We start from the raw sequence: 17,456 nt of genomic DNA on the forward strand, positions 1-17,456 counted from the left end.
GTTATGGAAAAAATCACATTGACCGTGCCCGCCAGCCGCGAAGTAAGCGGCAGGGCGCTGGCAGGGGTCGTCGGTTCCGGGGATATGGAGGCGCTTTTCACCGCCGAACCGGGCCAGACCTTAACCATTGATATCACCACCTCCGTCGACAACAGCCGCGGGCGCTGGGAGGCATTGTTCAACCGCCTGCAAACCGTCAGCAGCCTGCCCGCAGGTAAGCTGACCATCCACGACTTCGGCGCGACGCCGGGCGTGGCACGCATTCGTATCGAACAGGTTTTTGAAGGGGTGAACCATGCGTGATGACAGCAGCTTTATCGAATTAAAAGCGCGCCAGCGTGCGCAGGCGCTGCTCGACGACGGCAGCTACCGCGAACTGCTGGATCCGTTTGAAGGCATTATCTCTCCGTGGCTTGGGCCACAGGGGATTGTTCCTCAGGCCGATGACGGCATGGTGGTCGCGAAAGGGACCATCAACGGCCAGCCTGCGGTGGTGGTGGCGATTGAAGGCACCTTCCAGGGCGGCAGCATGGGCGAAGTGTCCGGCGCCAAAATGGCGGCAGCGCTGGAGCTGGCGGCGGAAGATAACCGCAACGGCATTCCGACTCAGGCGGTGCTGTGCCTCGAAACCGGCGGCGTACGTTTGCTGGAAGCCAACCTCGGCCTGGCGGCGATTGCCGATATCCACGCCGCGATCGTTGACCTGCGTCGCTATACCCCGGTCGTCGGGATTGTCGCCGGGACCGTGGGCTGCTTCGGTGGGATGTCTATCGCCGCGGCGCTGTGCAGCTACCTGATTGTGACCCGCGAAGCGCGGCTCGGCCTCAACGGTCCGCAGGTTATCGAGCAGGAAGCGGGCATTGAAGAGTATGACTCCCGCGACCGTCCGTTTATCTGGAGCATGACCGGCGGCGAAGTACGCTTTGAAAGCGGGCTGGTGGACGCGCTGGTGGGCGACGGCGTGAACGCGGTGAAAGCCGCGATGAACGAAGCCATCGCCAAAGGCGTACCGGCGAAACATCGCACCGATAACTACGACGATTACCTGAACCGTCTGACGAATTTCGACACCCGCAAACAGGCCGATGCCGAACAGATTAAAGCGCTTTTTGCCCGGGAGGTGAAATGATGACTAACTCAATTAGCCGTGGCGAACTCTGGCTGGAAACTCTGGCCCCGAACGCGAAACGTCTGGAGGGGTTATGCCCGTCCGTGCAGGCCGCAGACGGCGAGCTAAACGGTGAAACGGTGCGTTTTGTCGCCGTGGTGCCGGACGCCAACAACCACTTCCCGCGCGCGGCGCAGGGTGAAGTCGGCCTGCTGGAAGGATGGACGCTGGCAAAAGTGGTCAGCGAAACCGTCGCCGCCGACGCAGATAAAGCCGTGAAGCGCCCGATTGTGGCGGTAATCGACGTCCCAAGCCAGGCCTATGGCCGTCGCGAAGAGGCGTTTGGTATCCACCAGGCGCTGGCCGGCGCCGCTGCCGCCTACGCTAATGCGCGGCTGGCGGGTCATCCGGTGATTGGTCTTATCGTCGGTAAGGCCATGTCCGGCGCGTTTCTGGCGCACGGCTACCAGGCTAACCGTCTGATTGCCTTCAACGATAAAGGCGTGCTGATCCATGCCATGGGCAAAGAGTCTGCGGCGCGCATTACGCTGCGTACCGTTGAGGCGCTGGAAAAACTGGCTGCAACCATTCCGCCAATGGCGTATGACATCAGCAACTACGCCACGCTGGGGCTGCTTTCCGACCTGCTGGATATCAGCAATCCGAATGCCCCTACCGAAAGCGATCTGACGCGGGTGAAAACCACCCTGCAACAGGCCATCAGCGACGCTCGTCAGGACACCACGTTGAAAAACCGTCTGGGTGCTGACAACCGCCGCAGCTCGGCGCTCGTACGTGAACGTATGCGAGCCAGCTGGTAAGTAAAAAGAGACCTGCCAGATGCATCACCCCGTGGGCGCGCCCGTTGCGTCCACGCGGGAACCTGCATCCTGAAAATAATAAACATCGCGCCAGTGCTTAAACTTTTTTACTACAGGTGATTTATGACTTACGTAATTGTTCATGCTCTTGCACCGATTTTCGTCATCATGCTGCTGGGATTCTGGGCCGGTAAGGCAAAGATGGTCGATAACAAAAATGTTTCCCTGCTGAATATCTTCGTGATGGATTTTGCACTCCCGGCTGCGCTGTTCAGCGCCACCGTGCAAACCCCGTGGACCGGCATCGTGGCGCAGTCGCCGCTGATCCTGGTGCTCACCCTGGCGATGTGGATCACCTATGCGGTCATCTACTTCCTCGCGACGAAAGTGTTTAAAAAATCCCCGCAGGATGCGGCCGTGCTGACGCTTACCGTCGCCCTGCCAAACTACGCGGCGCTTGGCCTGCCGATTCTGGGCAGCGTGCTGGGCGAAGGCCCTTCAACCTCACTGTCCGTGGCGGTCTCCATCGCCTGTGGTTCAGTGTTGATGACCCCGTTCTGCCTGCTGATTCTGGAGCGTGAGAAAGCCCGCGCCGAAGGCAATAACTCGGGTTCAACGCTTTCCATGCTGCCGGTGCTGATGTGGCGTTCCATTAAAAAACCGATCGTGATGGGCCCGCTGCTGGGTGTGATCCTGTCCGCTATCGGCATCAAAATGCCGGAGCTGGTACTGGCGGCGATTAAACCGCTGGGACTGTCTGCGACCGCTGCGGCGCTGTTCCTGACCGGGGTGATCCTCTCCGCGCGTAAACTTCAGATCAACACCATGGTGATCACTTCCACTATCGCCAAGCTGCTGATCCAGCCAGCGATCGCCTGGGGTATCGTTTTAATCTTCGGTCTGCACGGCTCCGTGGCGATCACCGCCATCCTGATGATTGCGCTGTCCGCGGGCTTCTTTGGCGTGGTGTTCGGTAACCGCTTTGGCGTGCAGTCGCCGGATGCTGAAGCCGTGCTGCTGTTGAGCTCCGTACTGTGTATCCTGTCGCTGCCGCTGTTTATCTCGCTGACTTCAGGAATGTAATCATGACCACAACATTACGCCCACACGACCTCATCTGGCTTACCGCGCGCGACGCCCTGGAAGGGATTACCGAATCCTGGGTGGATGCGGCCTGGCATGCCGGACTACCGGTAGTGGTGCGGCGTGATGTTGATAATGAAGGCCGTATTCCCGTTGGCGTGCGCGGATTGCGCCGCGACCAGCGGGCGGGCGGATGGGTGAAGCCTGAGAACGTGTTGCGCGTGGTGTCGCCCGAAGATTTGAGCGTTGCCGCCGACCTGCTGCGTTCGCCGTTTATCACTCAGCCGCCGGTTCAGGTGGCGCTTCAGCTTGCGCAGCAGTCGTGGCCGTGGACGTGGGGGATAACCGGCAGTACGGGTTACGCGCTGGCGACCGGCATTCCGGTGATCCACTCCGACAGCGATCTCGATCTGCTCATCCGCGCCCCGCGTGCCGTTTCCCCTGAGGCGTTTACTGGCTGGCAGGCTCAGCTCAGCCGTGCGTTGTGCCGGGCGGATACGCAGGTGGACACGCCCGAGGGCGGATTCGCGCTGGCGGAATGGTTACGCGACGGCAAAACGCTGCTAAAAACGCAATGTGGACCGCGCCTGGTGGCGGATCCATGGCACAGGGAGGAGTAATGAAAATACTGTTTACCTTTCCGGGGCAGGGCACACAGCATGAAGGTATGCTGCAAAACCTGCCGGGAACGGAGCTGGAGCAGGCCCGTGCTGTGCTGGGGGCGGAAGTTGATACCCTGGACAGCGCATCCTCGTTAACCCACACCCGTGCGGTTCAGCTTTCGCTGTTGATTGCCGGCGTGGCGTGGGCGCGCGAGCTGGAACGTCGCGGCGTGTCGCCGGATATCGTCAGCGGGCTGTCCATTGGCGCTTATCCTGCGGCGGTTATCGCCGGCGCGCTGGACTTTACGGACGCGCTGAAGCTGGTGGCGCTGCGTGGCGATCTGATGGAGCAGGCGTATCCCCACGGCTACGGCCTGACGGCGATTATGGGGTTGACCCTGCCCCAGGTGGAAAACCTGATTCAGGGGACTGGAACCTATATTGCTAATCTGAACGCCGAAACGCAGATCGTGATTGCCGGAACCGATGACGGCATGGCGCAGGTGGCGGAACGCGCGCTGGCAAAAGGCGCAAGCAAGGCTAAGCGGCTGGCGGTGAGCGTACCGTCGCACTGTGAACTGCTGGCGGAACCGGCGCAGAAGCTGGTGGCAGCATTTAATTCGGTCACGCTTTCACGTCCGCGCTGTGCGTACCTGAGCGGCAGTACCGGACGCGTGCTCTGGCAGCCGGAGAAAATTGCCGACGATCTGGCGATGAATATGGCGCGAACCGTGCGCTGGCAGGAGGCGGTGATTTCCGCTAACGAGCGTGAAGCGCGGCTGGCGATTGAGATGCCGCCAGGGGGCATCCTGACCTGTCTGACGCGGCAGGCGGCGTGGGAAGGTGAATCCATTTCGCTGGAGCGCAGCGGGGTGGACGTGGCGGTGCATCTGGCGGGTCGGCTTCGTGCATGAGTTTTTAGCCCGGTGGCGCTACGCTTACCGGGCCTACAATTCGGGAGTAGGCCCGGTAAGGCGCAGCCGCCACCGGGCAATAACATCAGGCACTATCCTGCAAACTTCTCGCATACATCCGCCCTTCCGCGGCCAATGCCCGCAGGCTCGGATCCTGCTCGCGGTTGCGGGCAAAGACGATCGCAATCAGCTGCTGCATCTGGTACGGCTGCGCCAGCTTCAGTAGCTGTACCGAATTTTCATACACTTTCTTCATCCTGCCCGGCATCAGCGTAAACCCGACCCCCGCCTGCACCAGACTCAGCATCGAGAAGATATCGTTCACGCGCGTCACAATCTCCGGCTCGAAACCGGCGATATGAAACGCTTCCTGAAACCCGGCGTAAGTGGCGAACCCTTCCGCGAGGGCGACAAACTTCTGATCTTTATAATCACGCAGATCGGCGGGGCCGCTGGTATTCAGCGTGGCAGAGGCCGGTGCGGCAAGGAAAATATCGTCATGGAACAGAGGAAGCACTTCGAGGCTGTTACGGTCGATATCGCTTTCGGAAATAGAGATTAAAATCGCATCCAGCGATCCCTCATCCAGCATATGGAGCAGGGTTTCGTTCGAGCCCATCGTCAGATCCATCTCCAGATCCGGACGGCGCAGCTTCATGCCCATTATCAGGCGCGGCACGGTTTCCAGTGTCAGCGAGTAGAGCGTGCCGACGCGCAACCGTCCCTGGCCGATACCGGCGATCTTGCGCGACTCTTCCAGCCCGCGCTCCATCACCTGCATCACCTCCTGACAATACTCCAGCAGCGTCCACGCGGAGGGGAGGGCAATCAGGTTACGCCCTTTGTGAGCAAAGAGCGGGCAGCGGACGTTCTCTTCGAGGGTATGCAGCGCGCGGTGCACGCTGACACCGCTCAGGCCGAGCGTTTCGGCGGTACGTGCGATATTGCCCTTCTCCATGAACGTCATGAAGATGCTGAGCTTACGGAATGTAATCTCGCTCGTGGTATCGAAGCCCATAACCCTCCCGGCGTGTTAGTCGGCTTGCAGCATCGCTTCCAGCTGTTCCTGCGCGTCCAGCCATGCCATTTCGCACTCTTCGAGGCTGGATTTGGTTTTCGCCTGAGTTTGCAGACAGTCCGTCAGCTCCGCTTTGCGGCTCTGATCGTACAGTTCGCTGTCGCCCAGCTTCTCTTCGACGGCAGCAAGCGTGGCGTTGAGCTTCTCCATCTCTTTTTCGAGACGGGCAATCTCTTTACGCAGCGGCTGCGTCTGGGTGCGCAGTTCCGCTTCACGGCGCTTCTGGTCTTTACGCGCCTGGGCGCTGTTGGCGTTGTCTTTCGCTGACTCTTCCGGCTGGTTTTCCTGCTTCTGCACGTCCGTCAGCCACTGCTGGTAGTCTTCCAGATCGCCGTCGAACGGCTCCACTTTGCCGCCGTGCACCAGGTAGAGATCGTCGGTGGTGGAGCGGATCAGGTGGCGGTCGTGCGATACGACAACCAGCGCCCCTTCGAACTCTATCAGCGCTTCGGTCAGCGCCTGGCGCATGTCGAGATCGAGGTGGTTGGTCGGTTCATCAAGCAGCAGCAGGTTCGGGCGCTGCCAGACGATCAGCGCCAGCACCAGACGGGCTTTTTCGCCCCCGGAGAAGCGCTCGGTGTTTTCAGTCACCTTATCGCCCTGGAAGCCAAAGCCGCCGAGGTAGTCGCGCAGTTTCTGCTCCATCTCCTGCGGCGCCAGGCGCGCCAGGTGCTGGATCGGCGATTCATCCGCGCGTAAAAATTCCAGCTGATGCTGGGCGAAGTAGCCAAGCTTGATGCCTTTCGCCAGGCCGATTTCGCCGCTGACCGGGTTAAGCTCGCCCGCCAGCAGCTTGATCAGCGTCGATTTACCGGCGCCGTTACGTCCCAGCAGACCAATGCGTGAACCCGGCACCAGGTTGAGCTTGATAGAGTCCAGGATAATGCGATCGCCATAGCCCGCGCTGACCTTCTCCATCTTCAGCAGCGGGTTAGGCAGGCTTTCAGGCTCGCGGAAGCTGAAGTGGAACGGGTTATCCACGTGCGCCGGGGCGATCATCTCCATGCGTTCCAGCATTTTGATGCGGCTCTGCGCCTGCTTGGCTTTTGACGCCTTGGCCTTGAAGCGATCCACAAAGCTTTGCAGGTGCGCCACGCGCTGCTGCTGGCTTTCATACATCGCCTGCTGCTGGGCAAGGCGCGTCGCGCGCTGGCGCTCGAAAGAGCTGTAGTTGCCGGTGTATTCGAACATGCTTTGCTGTTCGATATGAATGATTTTATCCACTACCGGATCGAGGAAGTCGCGGTCGTGAGAGATCAGAATCAGAGTGCCCTGATAGCTCTTGAGCCACTTCTCCAGCCAAATAACCGCATCAAGATCGAGGTGGTTGGTTGGTTCATCGAGCAGCAAAAGGTCGGAGCGGCAGATCAGAGCCTGGGCCAGGTTAAGGCGCATGCGCCAGCCGCCCGAGAAATCGCTCACCGGGCGTTCAAGCTGTTCGTTGCTGAAACCCAGACCGTGCAGCAGGCTGGAGGCACGGGAGCGAATGGTCCAGGCATCGATGGCGTCCAGCTTGCCGTGGACGGTGGCGATGGCGTGGCCGTCGTTACGTTCGTTGGCGGCGTTGAGCTCCGCTTCGAGCTTACGGTATTCACGATCGCCGTCGATAACATAGTCGAGCGCGGGTTCGCTCAGCGCGGGCGTCTCCTGGTTCACCCAGGCGAGCTGCCAGTTGCCCGGGAAGGTAAAGTTACCGCCATCCGCGCTTATCTCGTTTTTCAGCAGCGCCAGCAGGGTGGATTTACCGCAGCCGTTTTTGCCGACCAGCCCCACTTTCTGGCCCGGGTTGATGGTAGCAGTCGCGTTATCCAGCAGGACGCGCACGCCGCGACGAATTTGTAACGAGGAGAAAACAATCATAGAAGCGCCGTATGTTCCGACTATGTTAATTTGTCATTATGATAATGTAAGGTGTGGGCCATTTTCCCCACCGGGCCGCCATGGTAGCCCAAAACGACAACAATACACAAAAACAGAACCGGGAGGGGAGTGATGTCTCAGACAGCGAAAGTGCTGCTGCTGTATGCCCATCCGGAATCACAGGACTCGGTGGCGAACCGGGTGCTGCTTAAGCCGGCCACACAGCTCAGTAACGTAACGGTGCACGATCTCTACGCGCACTATCCTGATTTTTTTATCGATATTCCTTACGAGCAGGAACTGCTGCGTCAGCACGACGTGATTGTGTTCCAGCATCCGCTTTATACCTACAGCTGTCCGGCGCTGCTCAAAGAGTGGCTGGACCGCGTGCTGAGCCGGGGCTTCTCCAGCGGGGTGGGGGGCAACCAGCTGGCGGGAAAGTACTGGCGGAGTGTCATTACCACCGGTGAGCCGGAAAGCGCTTACCGTCACGACGGGCTGAACCGTTACCCCATGAGCGACATTCTGCGGCCGTTTGAGCTGACGGCGGCGATGTGCCGTATGCACTGGATGAGCCCGATTATTATCTACTGGGCACGGCGGCAGGATCCGAAAGCACTGGCGAGCCATGCCAGGGCCTATGGCGAATGGCTGGCGTCACCGATTCCGGCGGGAGGACGCTAATGGACGGTTCGAATTTACTCCTTGCCGGGGTGCTGTTTTTGTTTGCCGCCGTCGTCGCGGTCCCGCTTGCCGCGCGTCTCGGCATTGGCGCGGTGCTGGGCTATTTGCTGGCGGGGATCGCCATTGGCCCCTGGGGGCTTGGGTTTATCAGCGATGTGGATGAAATTCTCCACTTCTCCGAGCTGGGCGTGGTCTTCCTGATGTTTATCATCGGGCTGGAGCTGAACCCCGCCAAGCTGTGGCAACTGCGGCAATCTATTTTTGGCGTCGGGGCGGCGCAGGTGTTACTCAGCGCGGCCATTCTCGCGGGACTGCTGATGTTGACGCAGTTTTCCTGGCAGGCCGCGGTGATTGGCGGGATCGGTCTTGCGATGTCGTCGACGGCGATGGCGCTTCAGCTGATGCGCGACAAAGGGATGAACCGCAACGAGGCGGGGCAGCTGGGTTTTTCGGTGCTGCTGTTCCAGGATTTAGCGGTGATCCCGGCGCTGGCGCTGGTGCCGCTGCTGGCGGGCTCCGGAGACGATCATTTCGACTGGATGAAGATCTCCATGAAGGTGCTGGCCTTCGCGGGGATGCTGATCGGCGGACGGTTTTTACTGCGTCCGGTATTCCGGTTTATTGCCGCATCCGGCGTGCGCGAGGTATTCACCGCCGCAACGCTGCTGCTGGTGCTTGGCTCAGCGCTGTTTATGGATGCGCTGGGGCTGTCGATGGCGCTTGGGACGTTTATCGCCGGGGTGCTGCTTGCGGAAAGTGAGTACCGCCACGAGCTGGAGACCGCCATCGATCCGTTTAAGGGGCTGCTGTTAGGGCTGTTCTTTATCTCGGTGGGTATGGCGCTTAATCTTGGCGTGCTCTATACCCATCTGCTGTGGGTTATTGCGAGTGTCGCCGTGCTGGTGGCGGTCAAAACGCTGGTGCTGTATCTCCTCGCGAGGATTTACGGGCTGCGCAGCTCGGAAAGAATGCAGTTTTCCAGCGTGTTAAGCCAGGGTGGAGAATTTGCGTTTGTGCTGTTTTCCACGGCGTCGTCTCAGAAGCTGTTCAAAGATGACCAGATGGCGCTGCTGCTGGTGACGGTTACGCTGTCGATGATGACCACCCCGCTGCTGATGAAGCTGGTGGACAAACTGCTGTCGCGCCGCCTGAATCCCGCAGACGATGAAGACGAAGCGCCGTGGGTGGAAGATGATAAACCGCAGGTGATCGTCGTGGGCTTTGGTCGCTTCGGACAGGTGATTGGTCGCCTGTTGATGGCGAATAAAATGCGCATTACGGTGCTGGAGCGTGATATCAGCGCCGTCAACCTGATGCGCAAATATGGTTATAAGGTGTACTACGGCGATGCGACGCAGCTTGAGCTGTTGCGCTCGGCGGGGGCAGAGGCTGCGGAGTCCATCGTCATCACCTGCAACGATCCGGAAGACACGATGAAGCTGGTGGAGCTGTGCCAGCAGCATTTCCCGCATCTGCATATTCTGGCGCGTGCGCGTGGACGTGTGGAGGCTCACGAACTTTTGCAGGCGGGTGTGAAACACTTCTCCCGCGAAACCTTCTCCAGCGCGCTGGAGCTGGGACGCAAGGCGCTGGTTTCGCTGGGTATGCATCCTCACCAGGCGCAACGCGCCCAGATGCATTTCCGCCGGCTGGATATGCGAATGCTGCGTGAACTGATGCCCGTGCACAGCGACACGGCGCAGATCTCCCGCGTTCGGGAAGCGCGTCGCGAACTGGAGGAGATCTTCCAGCGTGAGATGCAACAGGAACGACGCCAGCTCGACGGCTGGGATGAATTTGAATAAAGGGTAACGAAAGATGGCTGTACGTAAACGCTTTATCGCGGGCGCAAAATGCCCATCCTGCCAGGCGCAAGATACGCTGGCCATGTGGCGTGAAAATAATATCGATATCGTTGAATGTGTTAAGTGCGGTCACCAGATGCGTGAGGCCGATAAAGAAGCCCGCGATCACGTTCGCAAAGAAGAGCAAGTGATCGGCATTTTTCATCCAGACTAGCGATATGCTCTGAGTTTTTTTAAGCTTAAGGGTACACGGGTGCAGATTTCCGCTACAATCTGCGCCAGCAATTTTCCCACGCTCAGGAGATATCATGAAAGTAGCAAAAGACCTGGTGGTCAGCCTGGCCTATCAGGTACGTACAGAAGACGGTGTGTTGGTTGATGAGTCTCCGGTGAGTGCGCCGCTGGACTACCTGCATGGTCACGGTTCCCTGATTTCCGGCCTGGAAACGGCGCTGGAAGGCCATGAAGTTGGCGACAAATTCGACGTTGCTGTAGGCGCGAACGACGCTTACGGTCAGTATGATGACAACCTGGTTCAGCGCGTTCCTAAAGACGTATTCATGGGCGTTGACGAGTTGCAGGTTGGCATGCGCTTCCTGGCGGAAACTGACCAGGGTCCGGTTCCGGTTGAAATCACTGAAGTTGAAGACGACCACGTTGTGGTTGACGGCAACCACATGCTGGCGGGTCAGAACCTGAAGTTCAACGTAGAAGTTGTTGCGATCCGTGAAGCGACCGAAGAAGAGCTGGCTCATGGCCACGTTCACGGTGCGCACGGTCACGACCATGACCACGATCACGGCCATGACGGCTGCTGCGGTGGTCACGGCCACGACCATGGTCATGACCACGGCCACGGTAAAGGTGGTTGCGGTAACGGCGGCTGCGGTTGCCACTGATTCCGTACTCCGGAAAATAAAAAAGCGGGATAATCCCGCTTTTTTTACGCCTCAATAATGAGGTGGTGGTGTCTCTTCTGACTGAGAGGCAATGTTTGACGGCTGCGTGGCCTTCAGCTTTTCCGTCAGCAGGCGCATGTGATCGCGCAGTTTTGCCATTTCAAGCTCATGGGCCGTCACGGTCTGGTTCAGTTCTTCGATGGTGATGTCCTGAAAAGCCAGGCGGCTTTCCAGCTCAGCCAGTCTCGCTCCGATCGTTGTATCCTTCATCATTCACCTCGTTTATCTCTCATTCGCCATAATGGACCAGCGGCGGCGAAGTTTAGCTGACTTTTTCCTTAAGTACAGTATCCATCTCCCTGACAAGAAACTTATTTAAACAAAAATAGTCTGAAAAGAAGCGACATTCGGGGGAGTCTGTCTGTAGATTTCTTCCGCAACGTTTTATAGTACGTCACTCATTTACGTTTAACACTGGGGTGAGAGACCTCAGGTCCTGGAGATATGGATGAAATCACTGTTTAAAGTTACGCTGCTGGCGACCACTATGGCTGTAGCGCTCAATGCGCCGCTGTCTTTCGCTGCTGATACTGCTGCGAAGCCTGCTGCGACTACAGACAGCAAAGCGGCATTCAAAAATGACGACCAGAAATCCGCCTACGCACTTGGCGCGTCTCTGGGTCGTTACATGGAAAACTCTCTGAAAGAACAAGAGAAACTGGGCATCAAACTGGACAAAAACCAGCTGATCGCAGGGGTTCAGGATGCGTTCGCAGACAAGAGCAAACTGTCTGACCAGGAAATCGAGCAGACTCTGCAAGCGTTTGAAGCGCGCGTGAAAGGCGCCGCTCAGACCAAGATGGAAGCAGACGCTAAAGATAACGAAGCGAAAGGCAAAGCCTACCGCGACAAGTTCGCTAAAGAGAAAGGCGTTAAAACGTCTTCTACTGGCCTGATCTATAAAGTTGAGAAAGAAGGTACCGGCGACGCGCCTAAAGACAGCGACACCGTTGTGGTGAACTACAAAGGTACGCTGATCGACGGTAAAGAGTTCGATAACTCTTATACCCGCGGTGAGCCTCTCTCCTTCCGTCTGGATGGTGTGATCCCGGGCTGGACCGAAGGCCTGAAGAACATCAAGAAAGGCGGTAAAATCAAGCTGGTCATCCCACCGGATCTGGCTTACGGCAAAACCGGCGTTCCGGGTATCCCGGCTAACTCCACGCTGGTATTTGATGTAGAACTGCTGGACATCAAACCGGCGCCGAAAGCGGATGCGAAAACAGACGCACCGGCTGACGACAAAGCCGCAGCAGCTAAGAAGTAATGCTGAAAAAAACCGCCGCCTTTACAGGCGGCGGTTTTTTTATTGTGGGGCAGATATAATTAACACTGGAAAGCGTTATACACGCTGTATTAATTTAGTTGTCCGTGTAGATAATGAGCCTGCCCTGAAAACCTAACGACAGGCTCCTGAAAAGGAGTGTTTTTTTCATGTCCAGGTCGCTTTTAACCAACGAAACCAGTGAACTTGATTTGCTGGATCAACGTCCATTTGACCAGACCGACTTCGATATTCTGAAATCCTACGAAGCGGTAGTGGACGGGTTAGCGATGCTCATTGGTTCCCACTGCGAAATCGTATTGCATTCCCTGCAAGATCTTAAGTGTTCCGCTATCCGCATTGCGAATGGTGAGCACACTGGCCGTAAAATTGGTTCGCCAATCACCGACCTTGCATTGCGTATGTTGCATGACATGACCGGCGCGGACAGCAGCGTCTCAAAATGCTATTTCACCCGCGCCAAAAGTGGCGTGCTGATGAAATCAGAAACGATCGCGATTCGAAATCGCGAACACCGGGTAATCGGTTTGCTGTGCATCAACATGAACCTTGATGTGCCATTCTCGCAAATCATGAGCACCTTCATCCCGCCAGAAACGCCGGACGTGGGCTCATCGGTGAACTTTGCTTCTTCGGTTGAGGATCTCGTGACCCAGACGCTGGAGTTCACCATTGAAGAGGTGAATGCCGATCGCAACGTATCCAACAACGCCAAGAATCGTCAGATCGTCCTGAACCTCTATGAGAAAGGGATTTTTGATATCAAAGATGCCATCAACCAGGTGGCCGATCGCCTGAATATCTCCAAACACACGGTTTACCTCTATATTCGCCAGTTCAAAAGCGGCGACTTCCTGGGACAAGACAAGTAATGCGTTTTGCGTTAATGGTGACGGGCCCGGCGTACGGTACCCAGCAGGCCAGCAGCGCGCTACAGTTTGCCCATGCGCTGCTTGATGCCGGTCATGAACTGGCAAGCGTCTTCTTTTATCGCGAAGGCGTATATAACGCGAACCAGTTTACGTCTCCGGCGAGCGATGAGTTTGACCTCGTGCGCGCCTGGCAAAAATTAAACGAAACGCAGGGCGTTGACCTGCATATCTGCGTCGCGGCGGCACTGCGTCGCGGCGTGACGGATGCGACCGAAGCCGAACGCCTTGGTCTGGCGGGGGCTAACCTGCAACCGGGCTTTTCGCTCAGCGGACTAGGTGCCCTGGCACAGGCGGCGTTGACCTGCGACAGAGTGGTGCAATTTTGATGAAGCGCGTAGCGTTTGTTTTTACTTCTGCGCCGCATGGCAGCGCTTCAGGCCGGGAAGGGCTGGATGCATTGCTCGCGACATCGGCTTTAACCGAAGATATCGGCGTCTTCTTTTTAGGCGATGGCGTATTCCAGCTTCTGGCAGGCCAACAACCGCAGGCCATTCTTGCGCGCGACTACATTGCGACCTTCAAAGTTCTGCCGCTCTATGACATTGAAACCTTCTATGTGTGCGCCGACTCGCTGGCCGCGCGTGGGTTAAACGAGAAAACACCGTTCGTGCTGGACGTGACGATCCTGACATCTGCTACGCTGCGCGAACAACTCTCTCACTACGATACCGTTCTGACTTTCTGAGGCTGTCATGCTCCATACCCTGAGCCGTTCACCGTGGCAATGCGATATCGACACGTTACTGAGCATGCTGCGCGAAGGTGATGATCTGCTGCTGATTCAGGATGGCGTGCTTGCGGCGCTTGAAGGCAGCCGTTTTGTTGAAATCCTCGCTAATGCCCCCATAACAGTCTCTGCGCTGAAAGAGGATCTGGATGCGCGGGGTCTTTCTGGTCAAATTTCAGCCAAAATTGACGTGGTTGGCTATACTGATTTCGTCAATCTTACTGTGACGCACGCCAGTCAAATGAACTGGTGATTTGAGAACGCTGTATATTTCTTGACACCTTTTCGACGTAGCCCTAAAATTTCGCGTCCTCATATTGTATGAGGTCGTTTTATTACGTGTTTACGAAGCAAAAGCTAAAACCAGGAGCTATTTAATGGCAACAGTTAACCAGCTGGTACGCAAACCACGTGCACGCAAAGTTGCAAAAAGCAACGTGCCTGCGCTGGAAGCCTGCCCGCAGAAACGTGGCGTATGTACTCGTGTATATACCACCACTCCTAAAAAACCAAACTCCGCACTGCGTAAAGTATGCCGTGTGCGTTTGACTAACGGTTTCGAAGTGACTTCCTACATCGGTGGTGAAGGTCACAACCTTCAGGAGCACTCCGTGATCCTGATCCGTGGCGGTCGTGTTAAAGACCTTCCGGGTGTTCGTTACCACACCGTTCGTGGTGCGCTGGACTGCTCAGGTGTTAAAGACCGTAAGCAGGCTCGCTCCAAGTACGGCGTGAAGCGTCCTAAGGCTTAATGGTTCTCCGTTAAGTAAGGCCAAACTGATTTATCTTAATGTCAAACTAAACTCGTAGAGTTTTGGACAATCCTGAATTAACAACGGAGTAATCCCATGCCACGTCGTCGCGTCATTGGTCAGCGTAAAATTCTTCCAGATCCGAAATTCGGATCAGAACTGCTGGCAAAATTTGTAAATATCCTGATGGTAGATGGTAAAAAATCTACCGCAGAAGCAATCGTATACAGCGCGCTGGAGACCCTGGCTCAGCGTTCTGGTAAAAATGAACTGGAAGCCTTCGAAGTCGCTCTCGACAACGTGCGCCCGACTGTAGAAGTTAAGTCTCGCCGCGTTGGTGGTTCTACTTATCAGGTTCCAGTTGAAGTTCGTCCGGTTCGTCGTAATGCTCTGGCAATGCGTTGGATCGTTGAAGCTGCTCGTAAACGCGGTGATAAATCCATGGCTCTGCGTCTGGCGAACGAACTTTCTGATGCTGCGGAAAACAAAGGTACCGCAGTTAAGAAACGTGAAGACGTTCACCGTATGGCAGAAGCCAACAAGGCGTTCGCACACTACCGTTGGTAATCCCTTCGGAGTCGTAGTCACCAGGCGGGCGCTTCAGAGAAGCCGCCCGCTCTGGGTAACTTAACTGAACGCCTAAAGATATAAACGAGGAATCAAATGGCTCGTACAACACCCATCGCACGCTACCGTAACATCGGTATCAGTGCGCACATCGACGCCGGTAAAACCACTACTACCGAACGTATTCTGTTCTACACCGGTGTAAACCATAAAATCGGTGAAGTTCATGACGGCGCAGCCACCATGGACTGGATGGAACAGGAGCAGGAGCGTGGTATTACTATCACCTCCGCAGCGACTACTGCATTCTGGTCAGGTATGGCTAAGCAGTACGAACCGCATCGCGTAAACATCATCGACACCCCAGGGCACGTTGACTTCACCATCGAAGTAGAACGTTCCATGCGTGTTCTTGACGGCGCGGTAATGGTTTATTGCGCAGTTGGTGGTGTTCAGCCACAGTCTGAAACCGTATGGCGTCAGGCAAACAAATATAAAGTTCCACGCATCGCGTTCGTTAACAAAATGGACCGTATGGGTGCTAACTTCCTGAAAGTTGTTGGCCAGATCAAAACCCGTCTGGGCGCGAACCCTGTTCCGCTTCAGCTGGCAATTGGTGCTGAAGAAGGTTTCACCGGCGTTATCGACCTGGTGAAAATGAAAGCCATCAACTGGAACGAAGCAGATGCGGGCGTTACCTTCGAATACGAAGATATCCCGGCAGAGATGCAGGACCTGGCTGACGAATGGCACCAGAACCTGATCGAATCCGCAGCAGAAGCTTCTGAAGAGCTGATGGAGAAATACCTGGGTGGTGAAGAACTGTCTGAGCAAGAGATCAAATCTGCTCTGCGTCAGCGCGTTCTGAACAACGAAATCATCCTGGTAACCTGTGGTTCTGCGTTCAAGAACAAAGGTGTTCAGGCGATGCTGGATGCGGTAGTTGACTACCTGCCATCCCCGGTTGACGTTCCTGCGATCAACGGCATCCTGGACGACGGTAAAGATACTCCGGCTGAGCGTCACGCAAGTGATGACGAGCCGTTCTCTGCACTGGCGTTCAAAATTGCTACCGACCCATTCGTGGGTAACCTGACCTTCTTCCGCGTTTACTCTGGTGTGGTTAACTCCGGTGACACCATCCTGAACTCCGTGAAAGCGGCGCGTGAACGTTTTGGCCGTATCGTACAGATGCACGCTAACAAACGTGAAGAGATCAAAGAAGTTCGTGCGGGCGATATCGCTGCTGCTATCGGTCTGAAAGACGTGACCACTGGTGACACCCTGTGTGACCCGGATCACCCGATCATTCTGGAGCGTATGGAATTCCCTGAGCCGGTAATCTCCATCGCAGTTGAACCAAAAACCAAAGCTGACCAGGAAAAAATGGGTCTGGCTCTGGGCCGTCTGGCGAAAGAAGACCCATCATTCCGCGTATGGACTGATGAAGAATCTAACCAGACCATCATCGCTGGTATGGGTGAACTGCACCTGGACATCATCGTTGACCGTATGAAGCGTGAATTCAACGTTGAAGCGAACGTGGGTAAACCTCAGGTTGCTTACCGCGAAGCGATTCGCGCGAAAGTTACCGATGTTGAAGGTAAACACGCTAAGCAGTCTGGTGGTCGCGGTCAGTACGGTCACGTTGTGATCGACATGTACCCACTGGAGCCGGGCTCTAACCCTAAAGGTTACGAGTTCATCAATGACATCAAAGGTGGTGTAATTCCTGGCGAATACATCCCTGCCGTTGATAAAGGCATCCAGGAGCAGCTGAAAGCTGGTCCTCTGGCTGGTTACCCGGTTGTAGACATGGGTGTTCGTCTGCACTTCGGTTCTTACCACGACGTTGACTCCTCTGAACTGGCGTTTAAACTGGCTGCGTCTATTGCCTTTAAAGAAGGCTTTAAGAAAGCAAAACCAGTTCTGCTTGAGCCGATCATGAAGGTTGAAGTAGAAACTCCTGAAGAGAACACCGGTGACGTTATCGGTGACTTGAGCCGTCGTCGCGGTATGCTGCGTGGTCAGGAATCCGAAGTAACTGGCGTTAAGATCCACGCTGAAGTTCCGCTGTCTGAAATGTTCGGATATGCGACTCAGCTGCGTTCTCTGACCAAAGGTCGTGCATCATACACTATGGAATTCCTGAAGTATGATGATGCGCCGAACAACGTTGCTCAGGCCGTTATCGAAGCCCGTGGTAAGTAATCCACAGGATTAAAACCTAAGTCCCGTGCTCTCTCCGAAGGGGAGAGCACTATAGTAAGGAATATAGC

General features: G+C 56.3%; 21 protein-coding genes. 18 read left to right on the forward strand and 3 right to left on the reverse strand.

Annotated elements, in window-relative coordinates:
• Nucleotides 1-3 precede the first annotated feature (3 nt).
• The 6 genes from mdcC (at nucleotide 4) to mdcH (ending at nucleotide 4,528) form a co-directional block, all read left to right on the forward strand.
• Entirely contained in the window at nucleotides 4-303 is a 300-nt protein-coding gene (mdcC, locus tag SK50_RS03600) for a malonate decarboxylase acyl carrier protein (RefSeq protein WP_015571419.1), read from the forward strand.
• On the forward strand, nucleotides 296-1,129 hold the full coding sequence (locus SK50_RS03605) for a biotin-independent malonate decarboxylase subunit beta (protein WP_048229098.1): 834 nt from the start codon (nucleotides 296-298) through the stop codon (nucleotides 1,127-1,129). Before mdcC ends, SK50_RS03605 begins: the two co-directional genes overlap by 8 nt.
• On the forward strand, nucleotides 1,129-1,929 hold the full coding sequence (gene mdcE, locus SK50_RS03610) for a biotin-independent malonate decarboxylase subunit gamma (RefSeq protein ID WP_048229947.1): 801 nt from the start codon (nucleotides 1,129-1,131) through the stop codon (nucleotides 1,927-1,929). Before SK50_RS03605 ends, mdcE begins: the two co-directional genes overlap by 1 nt.
• Nucleotides 1,930-2,052: 123 nt before the next feature.
• A complete protein-coding gene (locus SK50_RS03615; RefSeq protein WP_000222846.1) occupies nucleotides 2,053-3,012 on the forward strand; it encodes an AEC family transporter in 960 nt (319 codons plus the stop codon).
• Nucleotides 3,013-3,014: 2 nt separating this feature from the next.
• A complete protein-coding gene (locus SK50_RS03620) occupies nucleotides 3,015-3,632 on the forward strand; it encodes a malonate decarboxylase holo-ACP synthase (RefSeq protein WP_045344748.1) in 618 nt (205 codons plus the stop codon).
• Nucleotides 3,632-4,528 (forward strand): malonate decarboxylase subunit epsilon, encoded by an 897-nt coding sequence (gene mdcH / locus SK50_RS03625; protein WP_045344749.1) that lies wholly within the window; start codon nucleotides 3,632-3,634, stop codon nucleotides 4,526-4,528. The genes SK50_RS03620 and mdcH overlap by 1 nt, the downstream gene beginning before the upstream one ends.
• 85 nt (nucleotides 4,529-4,613) lie before the next feature.
• On the opposite strand, the gene SK50_RS03630 is transcribed toward mdcH, so the two are convergent.
• Both SK50_RS03630 and SK50_RS03635 read right to left on the reverse strand, forming a co-directional pair.
• The gene (locus SK50_RS03630) at nucleotides 4,614-5,546 is read right to left on the reverse strand and encodes a LysR substrate-binding domain-containing protein (protein ID WP_017384171.1); all 933 of its coding nucleotides are present in this window, start codon (nucleotides 5,544-5,546) and stop codon (nucleotides 4,614-4,616) included.
• 15 nt (nucleotides 5,547-5,561) lie between these two features.
• On the reverse strand, nucleotides 5,562-7,466 hold the full coding sequence (locus SK50_RS03635) for an ABC transporter ATP-binding protein (RefSeq protein WP_017693878.1): 1,905 nt from the start codon (nucleotides 7,464-7,466) through the stop codon (nucleotides 5,562-5,564).
• Nucleotides 7,467-7,598: 132 nt separating this feature from the next.
• On the opposite strand from SK50_RS03635, the gene kefG reads away from it, so the two are divergent.
• The 4 genes from kefG to slyD all read left to right on the forward strand — a co-directional run bounded on the left by kefG (nucleotide 7,599) and on the right by slyD (nucleotide 10,854).
• The gene (gene kefG, locus SK50_RS03640; RefSeq protein ID WP_003861686.1) at nucleotides 7,599-8,150 is read left to right on the forward strand and encodes a glutathione-regulated potassium-efflux system ancillary protein KefG; all 552 of its coding nucleotides are present in this window, start codon (nucleotides 7,599-7,601) and stop codon (nucleotides 8,148-8,150) included.
• Nucleotides 8,150-9,955 (forward strand): glutathione-regulated potassium-efflux system protein KefB, encoded by a 1,806-nt coding sequence (gene kefB, locus SK50_RS03645; RefSeq protein ID WP_032103994.1) that lies wholly within the window; start codon nucleotides 8,150-8,152, stop codon nucleotides 9,953-9,955. The genes kefG and kefB overlap by 1 nt, the downstream gene beginning before the upstream one ends.
• Before the next feature lie 13 nt (nucleotides 9,956-9,968).
• Nucleotides 9,969-10,169 carry a YheV family putative zinc ribbon protein gene (locus tag SK50_RS03650; protein ID WP_003861689.1) on the forward strand — a complete coding sequence of 67 codons (201 nt, stop codon included), beginning with the start codon at nucleotides 9,969-9,971 and terminating at the stop codon, nucleotides 10,167-10,169.
• Nucleotides 10,170-10,263: 94 nt separating this feature from the next.
• Nucleotides 10,264-10,854: a peptidylprolyl isomerase gene (slyD, locus tag SK50_RS03655; protein WP_003861691.1), complete on the forward strand. Its 591-nt coding sequence runs from the start codon at nucleotides 10,264-10,266 to the stop codon at nucleotides 10,852-10,854.
• Nucleotides 10,855-10,905: 51 nt separating this feature from the next.
• On the opposite strand, the gene SK50_RS03660 is transcribed toward slyD, so the two are convergent.
• A complete protein-coding gene (locus SK50_RS03660) occupies nucleotides 10,906-11,124 on the reverse strand; it encodes a protein SlyX (protein ID WP_045344750.1) in 219 nt (72 codons plus the stop codon).
• A 238-nt stretch (nucleotides 11,125-11,362) separates the two neighbouring features.
• Between SK50_RS03660 and fkpA the strand changes: the two genes are divergently transcribed.
• The 8 genes from fkpA (at nucleotide 11,363) to fusA (ending at nucleotide 17,388) form a co-directional block, all read left to right on the forward strand.
• Entirely contained in the window at nucleotides 11,363-12,181 is an 819-nt protein-coding gene (fkpA, locus tag SK50_RS03665) for an FKBP-type peptidyl-prolyl cis-trans isomerase (protein WP_003861695.1), read from the forward strand.
• A 167-nt stretch (nucleotides 12,182-12,348) separates the two neighbouring features.
• Nucleotides 12,349-13,071 (forward strand): helix-turn-helix transcriptional regulator, encoded by a 723-nt coding sequence (locus tag SK50_RS03670; RefSeq protein WP_003861697.1) that lies wholly within the window; start codon nucleotides 12,349-12,351, stop codon nucleotides 13,069-13,071.
• A complete protein-coding gene (gene tusD, locus SK50_RS03675) occupies nucleotides 13,071-13,457 on the forward strand; it encodes a sulfurtransferase complex subunit TusD (RefSeq protein WP_003861699.1) in 387 nt (128 codons plus the stop codon). The genes SK50_RS03670 and tusD overlap by 1 nt, the downstream gene beginning before the upstream one ends.
• Entirely contained in the window at nucleotides 13,457-13,816 is a 360-nt protein-coding gene (tusC, locus tag SK50_RS03680; protein WP_045344751.1) for a sulfurtransferase complex subunit TusC, read from the forward strand. The genes tusD and tusC overlap by 1 nt, the downstream gene beginning before the upstream one ends.
• Nucleotides 13,817-13,823: 7 nt before the next feature.
• Nucleotides 13,824-14,111 carry a sulfurtransferase complex subunit TusB gene (gene tusB, locus SK50_RS03685; RefSeq protein ID WP_015571409.1) on the forward strand — a complete coding sequence of 96 codons (288 nt, stop codon included), beginning with the start codon at nucleotides 13,824-13,826 and terminating at the stop codon, nucleotides 14,109-14,111.
• A 124-nt stretch (nucleotides 14,112-14,235) separates the two neighbouring features.
• Nucleotides 14,236-14,610 (forward strand): 30S ribosomal protein S12, encoded by a 375-nt coding sequence (gene rpsL, locus SK50_RS03690; protein ID WP_000246815.1) that lies wholly within the window; start codon nucleotides 14,236-14,238, stop codon nucleotides 14,608-14,610.
• Nucleotides 14,611-14,706: 96 nt separating this feature from the next.
• Nucleotides 14,707-15,177, forward strand: a complete 471-nt coding sequence (gene rpsG, locus SK50_RS03695) for a 30S ribosomal protein S7 (protein WP_003861706.1) — start codon at nucleotides 14,707-14,709, stop codon at nucleotides 15,175-15,177.
• A gap of 96 nt (nucleotides 15,178-15,273) precedes the next feature.
• The gene (fusA, locus tag SK50_RS03700) at nucleotides 15,274-17,388 is read left to right on the forward strand and encodes an elongation factor G (RefSeq protein ID WP_006812195.1); all 2,115 of its coding nucleotides are present in this window, start codon (nucleotides 15,274-15,276) and stop codon (nucleotides 17,386-17,388) included.
• Nucleotides 17,389-17,456 lie beyond the last annotated feature (68 nt).

The organism is Enterobacter sp. BWH64, from assembly GCF_001037645.1.
Classification (GTDB): Bacteria; Pseudomonadota; Gammaproteobacteria; order Enterobacterales; family Enterobacteriaceae; genus Enterobacter; species Enterobacter hormaechei_C.

What these genes read in the sequence shown, in the direction of transcription:
- SK50_RS03605 (WP_048229098.1), top strand. Translation starts at nt 296, where the DNA reads ATGCGTGATGACAGCAGCTTTATCGAATTAAAAGCGCGCCAGCGTGCG.
- SK50_RS03635 (WP_017693878.1), bottom strand. Translation starts at nt 7,466, where the DNA reads ATGATTGTTTTCTCCTCGTTACAAATTCGTCGCGGCGTGCGCGTCCTG.
- tusC (WP_045344751.1), top strand. Translation starts at nt 13,457, where the DNA reads ATGAAGCGCGTAGCGTTTGTTTTTACTTCTGCGCCGCATGGCAGCGCT.
- fkpA (WP_003861695.1), top strand. Translation starts at nt 11,363, where the DNA reads ATGAAATCACTGTTTAAAGTTACGCTGCTGGCGACCACTATGGCTGTA.
- SK50_RS03630 (WP_017384171.1), bottom strand. Translation starts at nt 5,546, where the DNA reads ATGGGCTTCGATACCACGAGCGAGATTACATTCCGTAAGCTCAGCATC.
- tusD (WP_003861699.1), top strand. Translation starts at nt 13,071, where the DNA reads ATGCGTTTTGCGTTAATGGTGACGGGCCCGGCGTACGGTACCCAGCAG.
- SK50_RS03620 (WP_045344748.1), top strand. Translation starts at nt 3,015, where the DNA reads ATGACCACAACATTACGCCCACACGACCTCATCTGGCTTACCGCGCGC.
- mdcE (WP_048229947.1), top strand. Translation starts at nt 1,129, where the DNA reads ATGACTAACTCAATTAGCCGTGGCGAACTCTGGCTGGAAACTCTGGCC.
- mdcH (WP_045344749.1), top strand. Translation starts at nt 3,632, where the DNA reads ATGAAAATACTGTTTACCTTTCCGGGGCAGGGCACACAGCATGAAGGT.
- SK50_RS03660 (WP_045344750.1), bottom strand. Translation starts at nt 11,124, where the DNA reads ATGAAGGATACAACGATCGGAGCGAGACTGGCTGAGCTGGAAAGCCGC.
- kefB (WP_032103994.1), top strand. Translation starts at nt 8,150, where the DNA reads ATGGACGGTTCGAATTTACTCCTTGCCGGGGTGCTGTTTTTGTTTGCC.
- tusB (WP_015571409.1), top strand. Translation starts at nt 13,824, where the DNA reads ATGCTCCATACCCTGAGCCGTTCACCGTGGCAATGCGATATCGACACG.
- SK50_RS03670 (WP_003861697.1), top strand. Translation starts at nt 12,349, where the DNA reads ATGTCCAGGTCGCTTTTAACCAACGAAACCAGTGAACTTGATTTGCTG.
- SK50_RS03615 (WP_000222846.1), top strand. Translation starts at nt 2,053, where the DNA reads ATGACTTACGTAATTGTTCATGCTCTTGCACCGATTTTCGTCATCATG.
- mdcC (WP_015571419.1), top strand. Translation starts at nt 4, where the DNA reads ATGGAAAAAATCACATTGACCGTGCCCGCCAGCCGCGAAGTAAGCGGC.
- kefG (WP_003861686.1), top strand. Translation starts at nt 7,599, where the DNA reads ATGTCTCAGACAGCGAAAGTGCTGCTGCTGTATGCCCATCCGGAATCA.
- SK50_RS03650 (WP_003861689.1), top strand. Translation starts at nt 9,969, where the DNA reads ATGGCTGTACGTAAACGCTTTATCGCGGGCGCAAAATGCCCATCCTGC.
- fusA (WP_006812195.1), top strand. Translation starts at nt 15,274, where the DNA reads ATGGCTCGTACAACACCCATCGCACGCTACCGTAACATCGGTATCAGT.
- slyD (WP_003861691.1), top strand. Translation starts at nt 10,264, where the DNA reads ATGAAAGTAGCAAAAGACCTGGTGGTCAGCCTGGCCTATCAGGTACGT.
- rpsL (WP_000246815.1), top strand. Translation starts at nt 14,236, where the DNA reads ATGGCAACAGTTAACCAGCTGGTACGCAAACCACGTGCACGCAAAGTT.
- rpsG (WP_003861706.1), top strand. Translation starts at nt 14,707, where the DNA reads ATGCCACGTCGTCGCGTCATTGGTCAGCGTAAAATTCTTCCAGATCCG.